This is a genomic window from Pseudomonas jinjuensis, from assembly GCF_900103845.1.
GTDB lineage: Bacteria > Pseudomonadota > Gammaproteobacteria > Pseudomonadales > Pseudomonadaceae > Pseudomonas > Pseudomonas jinjuensis.
The window spans coordinates 177,517-193,922 of the sequence record NZ_FNIJ01000001.1; the positions used below are offsets into that span (position 1 = coordinate 177,517).

Genomic DNA, 16,406 nt, shown 5'->3' on the forward strand with positions numbered 1-16,406 from the left:
TTACCGGATCAATCGCGCCTTGCGTTAGGACGTTGCCTTCAGTTGCGTCGCTTGAACAGGTGCGGCGACAGGCTGAGGTCGCCGGAACTGCGGGTGCGGCGACGGGCGACGCGCCAGAGCTTCACGCCCAGCCAGAGGGCGAGCAGGCCGATCACCAGCAGTACGGCGCCGGCGCCCGGCTCGATGTGCAGTTCGCCCAGGGCGGGTTGCCGGCGCAGCAGGGCGGCTACGCCGGCCAGCGAGGAAAGGACGCCCAGCGTGGCGATGATGGCGGCGAGGGCGGCGGCGAAGCGCCAGCGCCAGCGGGCCGGTCGCCGGGGGCGAAGGCGGCGTGGATCGAAACTATCGGACAACTTCATCCCGACTTCCTCATCTGATGATCGAGGCTATGACCGGTGCGGGTTGGACGGGTTCCAACCCCGGCTCGGGAAGCTCGGACACCGCGCTTTCGCGCGGTTCCACTGAGCGCGCACGCTGTTACAGCCTAATCGCTGATGCCCGTGGCCGCCGCCTGTCGGGACGGACGGCGGTCAGACCAGGGCCTGTGCCTGGGACACCACGGCCGCGAAGTTGTCGCCCAGCGCGGCGATTTCCGCCCGGTGCAGGTCCTGGGCGGCGAGCACTCCGCCTTCCGGAGTGGGGATGTCGCGGGTGGCGCAGGCGGCGTCCACCAGGGTGCAGCGGTAGCCGTAGTCCTTGGCGGCGCGCACCGTGGTGCTGATGCTGGAATGGGTCATGAAGCCGCAGACGATCAGGTCCAGGCGGCCGATGGCCTGCAACTGGTCATGCAGGTCGGTGCCGGCGAAGGCGTTGGGCATGCGCTTGTCCACCACCACCTCGCCGGGCAGCGGGGCGAGTTCGGGGAGGAACTGGCCGCGCTCGCCCTGCGGGTCGAGCATGCCGCCGTGGATGCCCAGATGGTGCACGTGGACGACCGGCGTGCCGTGGTTGCGCGCGCTGTCCAGCAGCAGGCGGATCTGCGCCACGGCGGCTTCGACGCCGGGCAGGGCCAGCACACCGCTACGGTATTCCTCCTGGGCATCGATGATTACCAGGGTGCTCTGACGCAGGGTCGCCGGCGGGTAGCCGCGACCGGTGATCTGCAGCAGGCTGAGCGGGAGGGACATGGCTGGACTCCTGATATTACGATCCAATCATTGTGGTCTGTAACGCGCCTCCTGTGAACCTTTGCCAGATGTGCACAAAGTGGTATTGACCGTTTGCCTGCGCTGGTCATCTGCCGGCCATGGACAGTTTTTCCGCAACGCCTAGAATGCGTCCCTTTTTGCCACCTGCGAGGACCTGCTTCGTGAGCGAATCCCGTTTGTTGACCCTGCGCGACCACATTCGCTGGGCCGTCAGCCGTTTCCATGCGGAGGGGCTGTTCTTCGGCCATGGCACCGACAACGCCTGGGACGAGGCGCGCCAGCTGGTGCTGGGCGCGCTGCACCTGCCCTGGGAAATCGCCGACGCCTACCTCGACTGCCGCCTCGAGGACGACGAGCGCGAGCACCTGATGGAACTGCTGCGCCGGCGCATCGAGGAGCGCGTGCCGGTGGCCTACCTGCTCGGCGAGGCCTGGTTCTGCGGCATGCCGTTCGTCGTCGACGAGCGCGTGCTGGTGCCGCGCTCGCCGATCGGCGAACTGATCGAACGCCGCTTCGCGCCCTGGCTGGCCGCCGAACCGGCGCGCATCCTCGACCTCTGCACCGGCTCCGGCTGCATCGGCATCGCCTGCGCCCACGCCTTCCCGCAAGCCGAGGTGGTGCTGGGCGACCTGTCCTTCGACGCGCTGGAAGTGGCCAACGTCAACATCGAGCGGCACGAACTGGGCGAGCGCGTCTACACCGTGCAGGGCGATGGCTTCTCCGGCCTGCCGGGGCAGCGTTTCGACCTGATCGTGTCGAACCCGCCCTACGTGGACGCGGAAGACTTCGCCGACATGCCCGCCGAATACCAGCACGAACCGGAACTCGGCCTGGCCTGCGGCGACGACGGACTGGACCTGGTGCGGCGCATGCTCGCCGAGGCCGCCGACCATCTCACCGCCCAGGGCACCCTGGTGGTGGAGGTGGGCAACAGCCAGGTGCACGTCGAGGCGCTGTATCCGGAAGTCGACTTCACCTGGCTGGAGTTCGAGCACGGCGGGCACGGGGTGTTCCTGCTCTCGGCGGCGCAGTGCCGGCAGCATCAGGAGCTGTTCCGTTCGCGGGTGAAGTAAGTCGCGGAGGGGCGCACCATGCTCACCATCACGCGCATGGCGCCTGGGTAGGGCGGATGAAACCCGCCGATTGGCGTTGGCGGGTTGCACCCGCGCCTCCCCGTAGGGCGAATAACGCGCCAGCGTTATCCGCCGCTAGCGAGCGTGACGACCGGAAACGTGGATGAGGCTTTTTTCATCCACCATCGCGGGGCCGCATGCGCGGCCATGGTGGATCGATGAAGCGTGATCCACCCTACGAAGGGCGGGACAGCGCAGTCAGCGCGTCGCCATCCAGATCAGCAGCCCGGCCTGGAACACCGCGAACAGCGTCAGGCAGGCGACCAGGAAGCGCAGGCTGGCGTCGTCGCGGCGGAAGGTCTCCAGGCGCTGCTGCAGCTGGCGGATCTCGTTGTCGCGGGCGAGCAGGTTGCGGTCGGCCTGTTCCAGCATCGCCGCGGCGTCCAGCAGCGGAATGAACTGCACCTTTTCCTTGTGCCAGTCGTCGTACAGCTCGCTGACTCGGCCGGCTGAGCAGCGCGCCCGCAGCATCCGCGCGTCCTCGTAGGCAACGTCGAAGCCCTGGGCGCGCAGCACGTGGTCGCGGCGCAGGCGGGCGTCGTCGTTCGGCACGTCCCTGATGCCCAGCACCGCGCCTTCCACCCGGTAGTGCGCCCATTTCTGCTGTGCCCAGGCGATGCCCTGGGCCAGCAGGAAGCGCCCCAGCCCGTGGTTGAGCGGTTCGGTGGAGAAGCCGCCGTCGGCGCCGAAGCGGACCTCGCGGTTGCGGTGGTCCGCCCAGACTTCCAGCAGGTTCTGGTCGCGGCGCACCTGCTGGCCGGGCAACTGGATGGTCAGGCGCAGCAGGCTCTGCTCGGCGTTGTGCCGTTCCACCCGGCCGAGCTGGACGAAGCGCAGCGGCCTCTGGCCGGTCTTCGGATCGGGAGGAAGCGGCGCCAGGCGCAGCAGGCGGAACTGTTCCGCCGGCAGGTCCGCCCACGGATGCGGCTTGACGGCCTGTTCGGCGAGGCTCGGTTCGCTGTCGGTCATGAGGAATCCTCGGGGCTGGCGAGGGGGCATCCCGTGGGTTATCGACCGTCGGCAGGGATTCTTGAGCCCGTCCGGCGATGGTTCGCAGGGCGGGGCGGGGCGGGTATACTGCGCGGCCTTTTCCGCATTTACGTTTTTGCAGAAATCTGCATTTGCAGATTTCTGTATTTCCAGGGAGCCTCGCATGTCCGGCAATACCTACGGCAAGCTGTTCACCGTCACCACCGCCGGCGAAAGCCATGGCCCGGCGCTGGTCGCCATCGTCGACGGCTGCCCGCCGGGGCTGGAGCTTTCCCTGGAAGACCTGCAGCGCGACCTCGACCGGCGCAAGCCCGGCACCAGCCGGCACACCACCCAGCGCCAGGAAGACGACGAGGTGGAAATCCTCTCCGGCGTGTTCGAAGGCCGGACCACCGGCACGCCGATTGGCCTGCTGATCCGCAACACCGACCAGAAGTCCAAGGACTACTCGGCGATCAAGGACCTGTTCCGCCCGGCCCATGCCGACTACAGCTACCACCACAAGTACGGCATCCGCGACTACCGTGGCGGCGGCCGTTCCTCGGCGCGCGAGACCGCCATGCGCGTGGCCGCCGGCTCCATCGCCAAGAAGTACCTGGCGACCCTGGGCATCAGCGTGCGGGGCTACATGAGCCAGCTCGGCCCGATCGAGATTCCGTTCAAGACCTGGGACAGCGTCGAGCAGAACGCCTTCTTCAGCCCCGATCCGGACAAGGTGGCGGAGCTGGAGGCCTACATGGACCAGTTGCGCCGCGACCAGGATTCGGTCGGCGCGAAGATCACCGTGGTCGCCGAAGGCGTGCCGCCGGGCCTCGGCGAGCCGATCTTCGACCGCCTGGATGCCGAGCTGGCCCATGCGCTGATGAGCATCAACGCGGTGAAGGGCGTGGAAATCGGCGCCGGCTTCGCCAGCGTCGCCCAGCGCGGCACCGAGCATCGCGACGAGCTGACCCCGGAAGGCTTCCTGTCGAACAACGCCGGCGGCATCCTCGGCGGCATTTCCTCCGGCCAGCCGATCGTCGCCAACCTGGCGCTGAAGCCGACTTCCAGCATCACCACCCCGGGCCGCTCCATCGACGTCAATGGCAATCCGGTGGACGTGGTCACCAAGGGCCGCCACGACCCCTGCGTCGGCATCCGCGCCACCCCCATCGCCGAGGCGATGATGGCCATCGTGCTGATGGATCATCTGCTCCGCCAGAGGGCTCAGAACGCCGATGTGCGCGTCGCCACCCCGGTGCTTCCGCAGCTTTGAGTCGTAGGGTGGGTTAGGCGCGCGCTGCCATGGCCAACGTCTGGCGCATTGAACAGGCGCGCCGTAGCCCACCGGCCAGGTCGTTCCCGGCGTTGCTGGTGGGTTACGCGGCGCAGCAGGTTCGGCGCAATACGGAGAGCCTGGCGTCGCGCCGCTAACCCACCCTACGTCAGTACCGATTCCCCGCCCATGTCCGCAGCTGTTCCCTACTGGCGCCTGTCCAGCTTCTACTTCTTCTATTTCTGCCTGCTCGGCGGGACGGCGCCGTTTCTCGCCCTGTATTTCGATCACCTGGGCTTTTCCAGCGCGCGGATCGGCGAGCTGGTGGCGATTCCCATGCTGATGCGCTGCGTCGCGCCGAACATCTGGGGCTGGCTTGGCGACCGCAGCGGCCGGCGTCTGGTCATCGTGCGCTTCGGCGCGCTGGCGACGGCGGCGAGCTTCGCCACCATCTTCATCAGCCACAGCTACGCCTGGCTGGCACTGGTGATGGCGCTGCACGCGTTCTTCTGGCACGCGGTGCTGCCGCAGTTCGAGGTCATCACCCTGGCCCATCTGGGCGAGAAAACCGCCAGCTACAGCCGCATCCGCCTGTGGGGTTCGATCGGCTTCATCTGCACCGTGGTCGGCCTCGGCTGGCTGTTCGAACGGGCCAGCCTGGACGCCTATCCCGTGGCATTGCTGGCGATCATGCTCGGCATCGTCGGCGCCAGCTGGTGGGTGCCCAACGCCCAGCCGGCGGTGCGCCACGACGAGGCGAGCGCCGGCGGCTTCCTGCAGCAGCTGCTGCGTCCCGGCGTGCTGGCCTTCTATGTCTGCGTCTGCCTGATGCAGCTGTCCCACGGCCCGTACTACACCTTCCTGACCCTGCACCTGGAAGCGCTCGGCTACAGCCGTGGCGTCATCGGCCAGCTGTGGGCGCTGGGGGTGGTGGCCGAGGTGCTGCTGTTCCTGTTCATGCCGCGCCTGCTGGGCAGCTTCAGCCTGCGTCAGGTGCTGGCCGCCAGCTTCCTGCTGGCGTCGCTGCGCTGGCTGCTGCTGGGCAGCCTGGCCGAGCACCTGCTCGTCCTGCTGTTCGCCCAGCTGCTGCACGCGGCGACCTTCGGCAGTTTCCACGCCGCCTGCATACACTTCGTCCAGCGCAGCTTCCAGGCGCGCCAGCAGGGCCAGGGCCAGGCGCTCTACGCAGCGCTGGCCGGCACCGGCGGCGCGCTGGGGGCGCTGTACTCCGGCTACAGCTGGAGCAGCCTCGGCGCCGCCTGGACCTTCGCCATCGCCAGCCTCGTGGCGCTTGGCGCGGCTTTCATCATCTGCACCCGCCTGAAAGAGGAGAGGGCATGAGCGACAACCGTGAACAGCTGACCCGGCAGATCATCGAAGCCGGGCGCTTCCTCTATTCCCGTGGCTGGTCGCCGGCCACCAGCAGCAACTATTCCACGCGCCTGGCCGCCGACCGCGCCCTGCTCACCGTATCCGGCAAGCACAAGGGCCAGCTCGGCATCGACGACGTGCTGGAAACCGACCTCGCCGGCAACAGCCTGGAGCCGGGCAAGAAACCGTCCGCCGAAACCCTGCTGCACACCCAGCTCTACGCCTGGCGCGCGGAGATCGGCGCGGTGCTGCACACCCACTCGGTGAACGCCACCGTGCTCTCGCGGCTGGTTCCCGGCGACCGCCTGGAACTGGAGGACTACGAACTGCAGAAGGCCTTCGCCGGGGTGACCACCCACGAAGGCCGGGTGATGGTGCCGATCTTCGACAACGACCAGGACATCGCCCGGCTGGCGGCGAAAGTGCAGCCCTGGCTGGACGCCCATCCGGACTGCCCGGGTTACCTGATCCGCGGCCACGGCCTGTACACTTGGGGAGCGCGCATGAGCGACGCCCTGCGCCAGGTGGAAGCCTTCGAGTTCCTGTTCGAATGTGAATTGAAAGAGATGAGTCTGCGCCGATGAGCAGTTTGACCGTTTATCACGAATCCCAGCCGGAACAGCCGCTGAAGCTGCTGACCCACGTCGAGGACATCGCTGCCACCCTGGCCGAGGTCGGCGTGCGCTTCGAGCGCTGGGCGGCCAACGCCCCGATCGCCCCCGGCGCCAGCCAGGACGAGGTGATCGCCGCCTACCAGCACGAAATCCAGCGTCTGAAGGACGAGCAGGGCTACGTCACCGTCGACGTGATCAGCCTGGACGCCGACAACCCGCAGAAGGACGAGCTGCGCGCCAAGTTCCTCGACGAACACCGCCACGGCGAGGACGAAGTGCGCTTCTTCGTCGCCGGTCGCGGGCTGTTCACCCTGCACATCGACGACCACGTCTACGCCGTGCTGTGCGAGAAGAACGACCTGATCTCGGTCCCGGCCGGCACCCGCCACTGGTTCGACATGGGCGAGCGTCCGTATTTCGTCGCCATCCGCCTGTTCAACAACCCGGAAGGCTGGGTGGCGAAGTTCACCGGCGAGGACATCGCCAGGCGTTTTCCGCTGCTGGAAGACTGAATAGCCGTCCCATCCCTGTAGGAGCGGGCCATGCCCGCGAGCATGCCCCGGTCGCGGGCACGGCCCGCTCCTACAAAGAGTCCCCCGGCGAGTGCGCAACCGACCCTCTGGAGTTTCTGCATGCCCATCAAAGCCATCCTCACCGACATCGAAGGCACCACCAGCGCCGTCAGCTTCGTCTTCGACGTGCTCTTCCCCTATGCCGCCGCGCATCTGCCGGACTATGTCCGCGAGCATGCCGGCGAGGCGGCGGTGGCCGAGCAACTGGCGGCAGTGCGTGCCGAGAGCGGCGAGGCGCAGGCGGATGTGGAGCGCTGCATCGAGATCCTGCTGGGCTGGATCGCCGAGGACCGCAAGGCCACGCCGCTGAAGGCGTTGCAGGGCATGGTCTGGGAGCAGGGCTACAGGGCCGGCCAGCTCAAGGGCCACGTCTATCCGGACGCGGTGGATGCGCTGCGCCGCTGGCACGAGGAAGGCTACGCGCTGTACGTCTATTCCTCCGGCTCGATCCAGGCGCAGAAGCTGATCTTCGGCTGCTCCGAGGCGGGTGACCTGACGCCGCTGTTCTCCGGCTATTTCGACACCACCTCCGGCGGCAAGCGCGAGGCCGACTCCTACAGCCGAATCGCCGGCGAGATTGGTCTGCCGGGAGACGAAATCCTCTTCCTCTCCGACGTGGTTCAGGAACTCGACGCCGCCCAGCAGGCCGGAATGCAGACCATCGGCCTGGCCCGCGAAGGCGGCGTGTTGGAAGGGCACGATACGGTCGCCAGTTTCGCGGTGATCGACCTGGCGCGGTTCTGAACGCTGCTGAGGGCTCTTTTCGTAGGAGCGAGGGGGACGCCCAGTTCTTGCTCGCGAACCATTCGGGTACAGGGCCTGTTCGCGAGCAAGCTCGCTCCTACAGGGTTACCCGAAGCGATGGTGCAGTGACCCTTGCGGGATGAACCCCGGCGGCGGACACTCGGCCGATGCACTACTGCCTGATCGAAACAGAACTCGGCTGGTTCGGGCTCGCCTGGAGTCCGCAGGGGCTTGTGCGTACCTGTCTGCCGGGGGAATCGCCGCAGACCCTGCGCGCGCGGCTCGACAAGCTGGGTTCTGAAACTGCGCAATGGCCGGCGTTCGTCGCCGAGGCGCGGGCGCTGGTCCTGGCCTATGCGCGCGGCGAGACGGTGTCCTTCGCCAGCCTGCCGCTGGACCTGTCGGCGGTCGGCGATTTCAACCGCCGCGTCTACGCCGACATCCTCCGCTTCGCCTGGGGCGAAACCACCACCTACGGCGACATCGCGCGCCGCCTGGGCGATGTCGGGCTGTCCCGCGCCGTGGGGCAGGCGATGGGCAGCAATCCGATTCCGCTGATCATTCCCTGCCACCGCGTGCTGGCCAGCGGCGGCAGGACCGGTGGCTTCTCCGCGCCGGGCGGCCGTGACGCCAAGCTGCGCATGCTGGCGCTGGAAGGTGTCGATGCCGATCCGCAGGCGGCGCAGACCGCCTTCGACTTCTAGCCGATAGCGCCCTCCAGACGCAGCAGCTGTTCCTTGCGAGCCAGCCCGCCGGCGTAGCCGGTGAGGCTGCCGTCGCGGCCGATCACCCGGTGGCAGGGCACGATGATGCTGATCGGGTTGGCGCCGTTGGCCGCGCCGACCGCGCGGACCGCCTTGGGCCGGCCGATGCGCCGCGCCAGTTCGGCGTAACAGGTGGTGTAGCCATAGGGGATCTCGACCAGCGCCTGCCAGACCTGGCGCTGGAACTCGGTGCCGCGGGCATTCAGGCGGACATCGAAGCGCTGGCGCTTGCCGGCGAAGTACTCATCCAGCTGGCGCGCCACCTCGTCCAGCAGTGGGCTGCCCTCGTGCCAGTCCGGCTCGGGGTAATGCTTCTGCTCCAGGTCCATGTAGAGCATTCTCAGGCCCCCTTCATCGCCGGCCAGCAGCAGGCGGCCGGTGGGGCTGTCGTGATAGCGGTAATGCATGGCGCTCAACCTCCATTCGCATAGCTTTGCCATAGATAGACGGCCGCATAGGCGCGCCACGGCCGCCAGGCTTCGGCGCGGCGGGCCAGTTCGCGGGCGCTGATGCCGTCGGCGCCCCACACCGCGGCCTTGAGCAGGCCGAGGTCGGCGGCGGGGAAGGCGTCGGGCTCGCCGAATGCGCGCAGCGCCACGTACTCCGCCGTCCACGGGCCGATGCCGGGGAGGGCGCAGAGCCGCTGCACCAGCGCTTCGGCGCCATCCTCCACATGCAGGGCGAGGGCGCCGCTGGCGCAGGCTTCGGCGAAGCGCTGCAGGGTCGCCACGCGCTTGCCGGGCATGCCGATGCCGTCGAGGTTCGCCCCGGCGATGGCTTCCGGAGTAGGGAACAGCCGCTGCGGGCCATCGACATGGGCGTCCGCAAGCGGTTCGCCGAGGCGTTCGACCAGCCGGCCGGTGATGGTCACCGCCGCCTTCACCGTCACCTGCTGGCCGACGATGGCGCGCACCGCTTGTTCGAAGGGATCGAAGGCGGTGGGCAGGCGCAGGCCGGGATGGTTTTCCAGCAGCGGCCGCAGCAGCGGATCGGCGCCCAGGTGGCGGGCGATCAGCTGCGGGTCCGAGTCCAGGTCGAACATCCGCCGCACCCGCTGCACCAGAGGCTGTGCATGGGCGGCGGCCTGCGGGCCGAGGTGCAGGCGCAGCTCCAGCGCGGGTTCGTCGTCCAGCGGGCGGACGCTGAACCAGCCGCCATGCCCGCCCAGGCGCACGCTGCGGCTGTAGCGGCGCGGCTCCAGGCGCTCGACGCCGGACAGGGCGCGCAGGGCGAAGTGGGCGTGGAACTGCCGCCAGTCCCAGGGCGCGAGGTAGGGCAGGCGCAGGGTCTGCGCGGTGTCGGGGATCATGTCGTTCATGGGCGGACGATAACCGCTGCGCGGGCGCCTGTCCTCCCGCATCCGACTTTCAAACTGGTCGTGAAGGTTCGACCTGTCATCCCCCGCAGCGTAGAATGCGCGCCTTCGTTTTTTCGGCGCACGGACCCGTTCCGCTGCGTTTCTGCCACTGTCCTGCCCGGGAGCCCGCTCATGCGTGAATATCTGGAAACCCTCTACGAAGGCTATGGCCAGCGTTTCAGCGTCGACAAGATGCTTCATGAAGTGCGTACCGAGCACCAGCATCTGGTGATCTTCGAGAATGCCCGCATGGGCCGTGTGATGGCGCTGGACGGCGTGATCCAGACCACCGAGGCCGACGAGTTCATCTACCACGAGATGCTCACTCACGTGCCGATCCTCGCCCACGGCGCCGCCAAACGCGTGCTGATCGTCGGCGGCGGCGACGGCGGCATGCTGCGTGAAGTGGCCAGGCACGCCAGCGTCGAGCACATCACCATGGTCGAGATCGACGGCACCGTGGTGGAAATGTGCAAGGAATTCCTGCCCAACCACTCCTGCGGTGCCTTCGAGGACCCGCGCCTGAACCTGGTGATCGACGACGGCATGCGTTTCGTCGCCACCACCCAGGAGAAGTTCGATGTGATCATCTCCGACTCCACCGACCCGATCGGCCCGGGCGAGGTGCTGTTCTCGGAGAACTTCTACCAGGCCTGCCGCCGCTGCCTGAACGACGGCGGCGTGCTGGTGACCCAGAACGGCACGCCGTTCATGCAGCTGGACGGCGTGCGCAATACCGCCGGTCGGATGGACGGCCTGTTCGCCGACTGGCACTTCTACCAGGCGGCGGTGCCCACCTACATCGGCGGCGCCATGACCTTCGCCTGGGGCGCCACCGACGCCGGCCTGCGCCGCGTACCGCTGGAAACCCTGCGCCAGCGCTTCGCCGGCAGCAGCATCGTCACCCGCTACTACAACCCGGAAATCCACCAGGGCGCCTTCGCGCTGCCGCAGTACGTGCTGCAAGCCATCGGCAAGCCGGCCAACTGAGCCATCCCGCCTGCGGAGACGTGACATTTTTTTCACATCTCCGCAGGCATCATCCTGCCCCGCCTGTATCATGCGGATACGATTGTGTTTCTCATTCGCGTTTCAGCTGTTCCACGGATGAATACAATCGGCCGCCGTCCCGTCGCCGCATCCTCTCCAGCCGCCCCGACCACCCGTCGCCCGGCCCGCATGGCGGGACCTTCGCCTGTCCGTACCTCCAACAACGGAAGCTCCACATGGGTCAACCGGAAGTCATGATCGATCGCCAAACCGCCTCGCGCCTCGTGCGGCCGACCGTCGCCAGCCACCTGAGATTCATCCTGTTCAGCACCCTGGCGCTGATGACGATGTTCTCCCTGCTGCGCCTGGCGCTGTTCCTCTACAACCGCGAGCTGATCGGCAACACCCCGGCGGCCACCTTCTTCGAAGCCTTCATCACCGGCATGCGCTTCGACATCCGCGCGGTGGTCTACGGCATCGCGCCGCTGGTATTCGCCCTGGCCGCCGGCCCGGCGATGGCCGCGCGCGGCCTGTGGCGCATCTGGCTGACCATCTTCGCCAGCATCACCCTGTTCCTCGGCGTGCTCGAACTGGACTTCTACCGAGAGTTCCACCAGCGCCTGAACAGCCTGGTGTTCCAGTACATGTCGGAAGACCCGAAGACCGTGATGAGCATGCTCTGGTACGGCTTCCCGGTGGTCCGCTACATGCTGGCCTGGGCCTTCGCCACCTGGGTGCTGTACAGCGTGTTCAAGCGCATCGACCTCGCCACCCGGCCGAGCGCCACGGGCCCGCAGCTCGCCGCCTGGTACCTGCGCGTGCCGGTGCTGCTGCTGGTGGTCCTGGTCTGCGTGGCCGCCGCCCGCGGCACCCTGCGCCAGGGCCCGCCGCTGCGCTGGGGCGACGCCTTCACCACCGAGTCGATGTTCGCCAACCAGCTCGGCCTGAACGGCACCCTGACCCTGATCAAGGCGGCCGAAGCGCGCTTCTCCGAGCACCGCGAGAACATCTGGAAGGCCACCCTGCCGGTCGAGCAGGCGCGCGACATCGTGCGCAGCATGCTGCTGCTGCCGGACGAGAAGCTGGTGGATGCCGACGAGGCCGCGGTTCGCCGCGACTACACGCCGCCGGCCGACGGCACCCTGCCGGTGAAGAACGTGGTGGTGATCCTGATGGAGAGCTTCGCCGGCCACTACGTCGGCGCGCTCGGCGCGAAGGGCGAGATCACCCCGTACTTCGACAAGCTGTCGAAGGAAGGCCTGCTGTTCACCCGCTACTTCTCCAACGGCACCCATACCCACCAGGGCATGTTCGCCACCATGGCCTGCTTCCCCAACCTGCCGGGCTTCGAATACCTGATGCAGACGCCGGAAGGTGGCCACAAGTTCTCCGGCCTGCCGCAGCTGCTCAGCGCGCGGCACTTCGAGGACGTCTACGTCTACAACGGCGATTTCGCCTGGGACAACCAGTCCGGCTTCTTCGCCAACCAGGGCATGACCACCTTCGTCGGCCGCAACGACTTCGTGAACCCGGTGTTCTCCGACCCGACCTGGGGCGTGTCCGACCAGGACATGTTCGCCCGCGGCAACGAGGAACTGGACAAGCTGGAGGCCACCGGCAAGCCGTTCTACGCGCTGCTGCAGACCCTCTCCAACCACGTGCCCTACGCGCTGCCGAAGGACCTGCCGGTGGAGCGGGTGACCGGCTACGGTTCGCTGGACGAGCACCTGACCGCGATGCGCTATTCCGACTGGGCGCTCGGCCAGTTCTTCGAGAAGGCGAAAAAGTCGCCGTACTACAAGGACACCCTGTTCGTGGTGGTCGGCGACCATGGCTTCGGCGTGCCGGACCAGCTCACCGAGATGGACCTGCACCGCTTCAACGTGCCGCTGCTGTTCATCGCCCCGGGCATCCAGGAGAAGTTCGGCACCAGCCGCGACACCGTGGGCACCCAGGTCGACATCGTGCCGACCATCATGGGTCGCCTGGGCGGCGAAGTGCGCCACCAGTGCTGGGGCCGCGACCTGCTGAACCTGCCGGCCGGCGACCAGGGCTTCGGCGTGATCAAGCCGTCCGGCGGCGAACAGGTGGTGGCGATCCTTGCCGGCAGCCGCATCCTGGTCAAGCCGAAGGAAGGCGACATCCGCATCTACGACTACCAGCTGGGTGGAAACCCGCGCGCCGAGCGTGTGCAGGACGTGCCTGACCAGGCGCAGCTGCGCGAGCGCCTGGAGTCCTTCATCCAGACCGCCACCAGGAGCCTGCTGGACAACACCGCCGGCGTGGTGCACGGCAAGCCGGACGTCGACTGACGGATCGCTGACGGCCGCCGGCCTTCTCCGCCCGGAGAGGGCTGGCGGCCACGGTTCCCGCCGCGTACCGGCTGCCGCCCGTCGCCGCCGAGGGGCCGATCCGCCGAAGTGACGGCATTCCGCCGCTAATGACGCTACCCTGAACCTGATGGTTGCCGATACTTTCCGGTGCGTTGCCCGTGTGGCACGTCCGTTGGCAGCCGTGCAGTGAACGTTGATCCAGTCTGGAGCTTCCCGGACACGTCAGGGCGACGGGAGCGGATTCGGCCCGAAGCCGGGCGCGCTCCGTGCCGGGTAGCTAGGGTTAATAACTCTGAATGTCACGAAAGGAGGTGCGTACCATGGAAAAGCCCCTCTCGGAAGATATCAGCGTCAACGTTTTGCGCCGCATGAAGGAAGGTGGATTCGACTTCGCGCGCATTCATCCCATCGACTTCTTCGCCATCTTTCCCGATGAACAGAATGCCCGGCAGGCTGCCCGGCAATTCCGCGGAGAGTCGCTGAGAGCCCAGGTCGAGGCTCGCCAGGACGGCAACTGGAACCTGCAGATAAGCAAGGTGATGTTCGCCACCCACGCTGCAATCGGCGCGTTCGAACACGATCTCGAGGAAATCGTGGTGCCACTCGGCGGCGTTCTCGATGGCTGGGGCGTCACCCAGGAAGTGACCACGCTACGGTGATTCGTAACGCCTGTGCCGCCGTGCGGCGGGCAGGCAGTATCCCACTCCCAGACCCTGCGGACAGGCGCCGTCACCGGTTTCCGGCGGCGCGCTGATCCGCGCGGTTTTCCCGCCCCGGACTTTCTCCCCCAGCGCCTTTGCGGCAGACTGCGCCGCGGAGGCCAACATGACCGATATCCTGATCCTTACCCACGCCGACTTCTGCCCGCCGGGCCACCTGGCGACGGTGCTCGACCGCGCCGGCCTGGACTTCGACGTGCGCCGCGCCGATCTCGGCGAATTCGACGGCTACGACCTGGAACGCCCGCGGGCGGTCGCCATCATGGGCGGGCCGATGAGCGTCAACGACGACCTGCCCTGGCTGCGCGACGAGGTCGCCGCGCTGCGCCGCTTCATCGAACGCCGCGTGCCGATGATCGGCCACTGCCTGGGCGGCCAACTGCTGGCCAGGGCGCTGGGCGCCGGGATTCGCCGCCAGCCCTATACCGAACTGGGCTGGCAGCCGATGCGCCGCCGCGAAGCGCGGAGCCCCTGGCTGGTGCACCTGCCGGACGAATTCCCGATCTACCAGTGGCACGGCGACACCTTCGAGTTGCCGGAGGGCGCCGAGCACCTGCTGTCCAGCCCCTGGTGCGACAACCAGGGGTTCAGCTGGGGCGGCTTCATCCTCGGCCTGCAGGGGCATCCGGAAATGACCGAGGAACTGGTCCACGGCTGGGTCACCGGCTTCCCCGAATACCTAGACCCGAGCCAGCCGAGCCAGGAGACGGCGGAGACGATGCTCGCCGACCTGCCGGGCCGGGTGGCGGCGATGAACCATGTGGCCGAGGGGATGTACCGGCATTGGCTGGGGTTGGCCGGACTGGCCTGATCGAACCTCACTCTTCGGGCAAGGCAGAACGTAGGGTGGATGGCGTTTTTCCATCCACCATTTCAGGGCCGGATGCGTGACCTTGTAGGAGCGGGCCATGCCCGCGAAATCGCGACGGGTCGCGGGCATGGCCCGCTCCTACAGGAACGACGGCATCTCCGTTCAATGCTTGAACATGATGTGCCGCGCCACCGTGTAGTCCTCCAGCCCGTACATCGACAGATCCTTCCCGTACCCCGACTGCTTGAACCCGCCATGGGGCATCTCGCTGACCAGCATGAAGTGGGTGTTCACCCAGGTGCAGCCGTACTGCAGGCGCGCGGCCACCCGTGAGGCGCGACCGATGTCGCGGGTCCATACGGACGACGCCAGGCCGTAGTCGGAATCGTTGGCCCAGGCGATGGCCTCGTCGGCGTCGCTGAACGGCGTCACCGAGACCACCGGGCCGAACACCTCGCGGCGGACGATCTCGTCGTCCTGCTGGGCGTTGGCCACCACCGTCGGTTCGTAGAAGAAGCCATTGCCGGCCACCAGGTTGCCGCCGGTGGCTATTTTGATGTGCGGGCTGGCCTTGGCCCGCTCGACGAAGCCGGACACCCGCTCGCGCTGGTCGGCGGTGATCAGCGGGCCGAGTTCGGTGGACGGGTCGTTCTGCAGGCCGGTCTTCAGGCTGGACACGGCGCTGGCGAGGTCGGCGACGAAGTTGTCGTAGATCTTCCTGCCGGCGTAGATGCGGCAGGCGGCGGTGCAGTCCTGGCCCGCGTTGTAGAAGCCGAAGGTGCGGATGCCGTCCACCACGTCCTGCAGGTCGGCGTCGTCGAAGACGATCACCGGCGCCTTGCCGCCCAGTTCCATGTGGGTGCGCTTCACCGTCTCGGCGGCGCTGCGGATGATCGCCTTGCCGGTGCCCACCGAGCCGGTCAGCGAGACCATGCGCACCAGGTCGTGGCTGACCAGCGGGCTACCCACCGTCGGGCCGCGGCCGAAGACCAGGTTGACCACGCCGTCGGGGAACAGTTCGGTGATCAGTTCGGCCAGGCGCAGGGCGGTCAGCGGCGTCTGTTCCGATGGCTTGAGCACCACGGTGTTGCCGGCCGCCAGCGCCGGGCCGAGCTTCCACGCGGCCATCATCAGCGGGTAGTTCCAGGGTGCGATGGAGGCGACCACGCCGATCGGATCGCGGCGGATCATCGAGGTGAAGCCGGGCAGGTATTCGCCGGCGGCGGAGCCGGTCAGGCAGCGCGAGGCGCCGGCGAAGAAGCGGAACACATCGGCGATGGCCGGGATCTCGTCGTTCAGAGCGGCGGCATAGGGCTTGCCGCAGTTGTCCGATTCCAGCCGGGCCAGTTCCTCGGCATGTTCCTCGATCCTGTCCGCCAGGCGCAGCAGGAGCAGGGCGCGGTCCTTCGGCGCGGTCTGCGACCAGCCGTCGAACGCCGTGTGGGCGGCGCGCACCGCGCCATCGACCTGGGCCTCGCTGGCCTCGGCGATCTTGCCGATGACTTCGCCGGTGGCGGGGTTGAGGACGTCCAGCCCTTCGCCTTCGCCGGCGACGAACTGGCCATTGATCAGCAGCTTGGTTTGCATGAGTTCGATCCTCCAGTC

The 16,406-nt window shown here is 67.6% G+C and carries 17 protein-coding genes; 11 read left to right on the forward strand and 6 right to left on the reverse strand.

Annotated elements, in window-relative coordinates; translation table 11 throughout:
• Window positions 1–38 precede the first annotated feature (38 nt).
• Both BLR75_RS00825 and BLR75_RS00830 read right to left on the reverse strand, forming a co-directional pair.
• Window positions 39–359, reverse strand: coding sequence for a hypothetical protein (locus BLR75_RS00825; protein WP_084310475.1), 321 nt, complete (start codon window positions 357–359; stop codon window positions 39–41).
• Window positions 360–530: 171 nt separating this feature from the next.
• Window positions 531–1,127, reverse strand: coding sequence for a cysteine hydrolase family protein (locus BLR75_RS00830; RefSeq protein WP_084310474.1), 597 nt, complete (start codon window positions 1,125–1,127; stop codon window positions 531–533).
• Between the two features lie 182 nt (window positions 1,128–1,309).
• Here BLR75_RS00830 and prmB point away from each other — a divergent pair, with 182 nt between their 5' ends.
• On the forward strand, window positions 1,310–2,221 hold the full coding sequence (gene prmB / locus BLR75_RS00835; protein WP_084310473.1) for a 50S ribosomal protein L3 N(5)-glutamine methyltransferase: 912 nt from the start codon (window positions 1,310–1,312) through the stop codon (window positions 2,219–2,221).
• A gap of 258 nt (window positions 2,222–2,479) precedes the next feature.
• Here prmB and BLR75_RS00840 read toward each other — a convergent pair whose 3' ends face one another.
• Entirely contained in the window at window positions 2,480–3,250 is a 771-nt protein-coding gene (locus BLR75_RS00840) for a hypothetical protein (RefSeq protein ID WP_084310472.1), read from the reverse strand.
• A gap of 184 nt (window positions 3,251–3,434) precedes the next feature.
• Here BLR75_RS00840 and aroC point away from each other — a divergent pair, with 184 nt between their 5' ends.
• The 6 genes from aroC to BLR75_RS00870 all read left to right on the forward strand — a co-directional run bounded on the left by aroC (window position 3,435) and on the right by BLR75_RS00870 (window position 8,531).
• On the forward strand, window positions 3,435–4,526 hold the full coding sequence (aroC, locus tag BLR75_RS00845; protein ID WP_084310471.1) for a chorismate synthase: 1,092 nt from the start codon (window positions 3,435–3,437) through the stop codon (window positions 4,524–4,526).
• Between the two features lie 189 nt (window positions 4,527–4,715).
• On the forward strand, window positions 4,716–5,867 hold the full coding sequence (locus BLR75_RS00850; RefSeq protein WP_084310470.1) for an MFS transporter: 1,152 nt from the start codon (window positions 4,716–4,718) through the stop codon (window positions 5,865–5,867).
• Window positions 5,864–6,481 (forward strand): methylthioribulose 1-phosphate dehydratase, encoded by a 618-nt coding sequence (locus BLR75_RS00855; RefSeq protein ID WP_084310469.1) that lies wholly within the window; start codon window positions 5,864–5,866, stop codon window positions 6,479–6,481. The genes BLR75_RS00850 and BLR75_RS00855 overlap by 4 nt, the downstream gene beginning before the upstream one ends.
• Window positions 6,478–7,023, forward strand: a complete 546-nt coding sequence (locus BLR75_RS00860; RefSeq protein ID WP_084310468.1) for a 1,2-dihydroxy-3-keto-5-methylthiopentene dioxygenase — start codon at window positions 6,478–6,480, stop codon at window positions 7,021–7,023. The genes BLR75_RS00855 and BLR75_RS00860 overlap by 4 nt, the downstream gene beginning before the upstream one ends.
• 120 nt (window positions 7,024–7,143) lie before the next feature.
• Window positions 7,144–7,827, forward strand: a complete 684-nt coding sequence (mtnC, locus tag BLR75_RS00865; RefSeq protein ID WP_084310467.1) for an acireductone synthase — start codon at window positions 7,144–7,146, stop codon at window positions 7,825–7,827.
• A 167-nt stretch (window positions 7,828–7,994) separates the two neighbouring features.
• Window positions 7,995–8,531 (forward strand): methylated-DNA--[protein]-cysteine S-methyltransferase, encoded by a 537-nt coding sequence (locus BLR75_RS00870; protein WP_084310466.1) that lies wholly within the window; start codon window positions 7,995–7,997, stop codon window positions 8,529–8,531.
• Here BLR75_RS00870 and BLR75_RS00875 read toward each other — a convergent pair.
• Both BLR75_RS00875 and BLR75_RS00880 read right to left on the reverse strand, forming a co-directional pair.
• Window positions 8,528–8,998, reverse strand: a complete 471-nt coding sequence (locus BLR75_RS00875) for a methylated-DNA--[protein]-cysteine S-methyltransferase (protein ID WP_084310465.1) — start codon at window positions 8,996–8,998, stop codon at window positions 8,528–8,530. The two genes, BLR75_RS00870 and BLR75_RS00875, sit on opposite strands and share 4 nt — an antisense overlap.
• 5 nt (window positions 8,999–9,003) lie before the next feature.
• Window positions 9,004–9,900, reverse strand: coding sequence for a DNA-3-methyladenine glycosylase family protein (locus tag BLR75_RS00880; RefSeq protein WP_371858108.1), 897 nt, complete (start codon window positions 9,898–9,900; stop codon window positions 9,004–9,006).
• Between the two features lie 180 nt (window positions 9,901–10,080).
• On the opposite strand from BLR75_RS00880, the gene speE reads away from it, so the two are divergent.
• The 4 genes from speE to BLR75_RS00900 all read left to right on the forward strand — a co-directional run bounded on the left by speE (window position 10,081) and on the right by BLR75_RS00900 (window position 14,801).
• Window positions 10,081–10,938: a polyamine aminopropyltransferase gene (speE, locus tag BLR75_RS00885; protein ID WP_084310463.1), complete on the forward strand. Its 858-nt coding sequence runs from the start codon at window positions 10,081–10,083 to the stop codon at window positions 10,936–10,938.
• Between the two features lie 236 nt (window positions 10,939–11,174).
• Complete coding sequence (locus BLR75_RS00890; protein ID WP_084310462.1) at window positions 11,175–13,250, forward strand: LTA synthase family protein; 2,076 nt, start codon at window positions 11,175–11,177, stop codon at window positions 13,248–13,250.
• 341 nt (window positions 13,251–13,591) lie between these two features.
• The gene (locus BLR75_RS00895; protein WP_084310461.1) at window positions 13,592–13,930 is read left to right on the forward strand and encodes a ribonuclease E inhibitor RraB; all 339 of its coding nucleotides are present in this window, start codon (window positions 13,592–13,594) and stop codon (window positions 13,928–13,930) included.
• A 166-nt stretch (window positions 13,931–14,096) separates the two neighbouring features.
• Window positions 14,097–14,801 (forward strand): type 1 glutamine amidotransferase, encoded by a 705-nt coding sequence (locus BLR75_RS00900; protein WP_084310460.1) that lies wholly within the window; start codon window positions 14,097–14,099, stop codon window positions 14,799–14,801.
• A gap of 162 nt (window positions 14,802–14,963) precedes the next feature.
• Here the strand turns inward: BLR75_RS00900 and BLR75_RS00905 are convergent, their stop codons facing one another.
• Window positions 14,964–16,388: a gamma-aminobutyraldehyde dehydrogenase gene (locus tag BLR75_RS00905; RefSeq protein ID WP_084310459.1), complete on the reverse strand. Its 1,425-nt coding sequence runs from the start codon at window positions 16,386–16,388 to the stop codon at window positions 14,964–14,966.
• Between the last annotated feature and the right edge of the window lie 18 nt (window positions 16,389–16,406).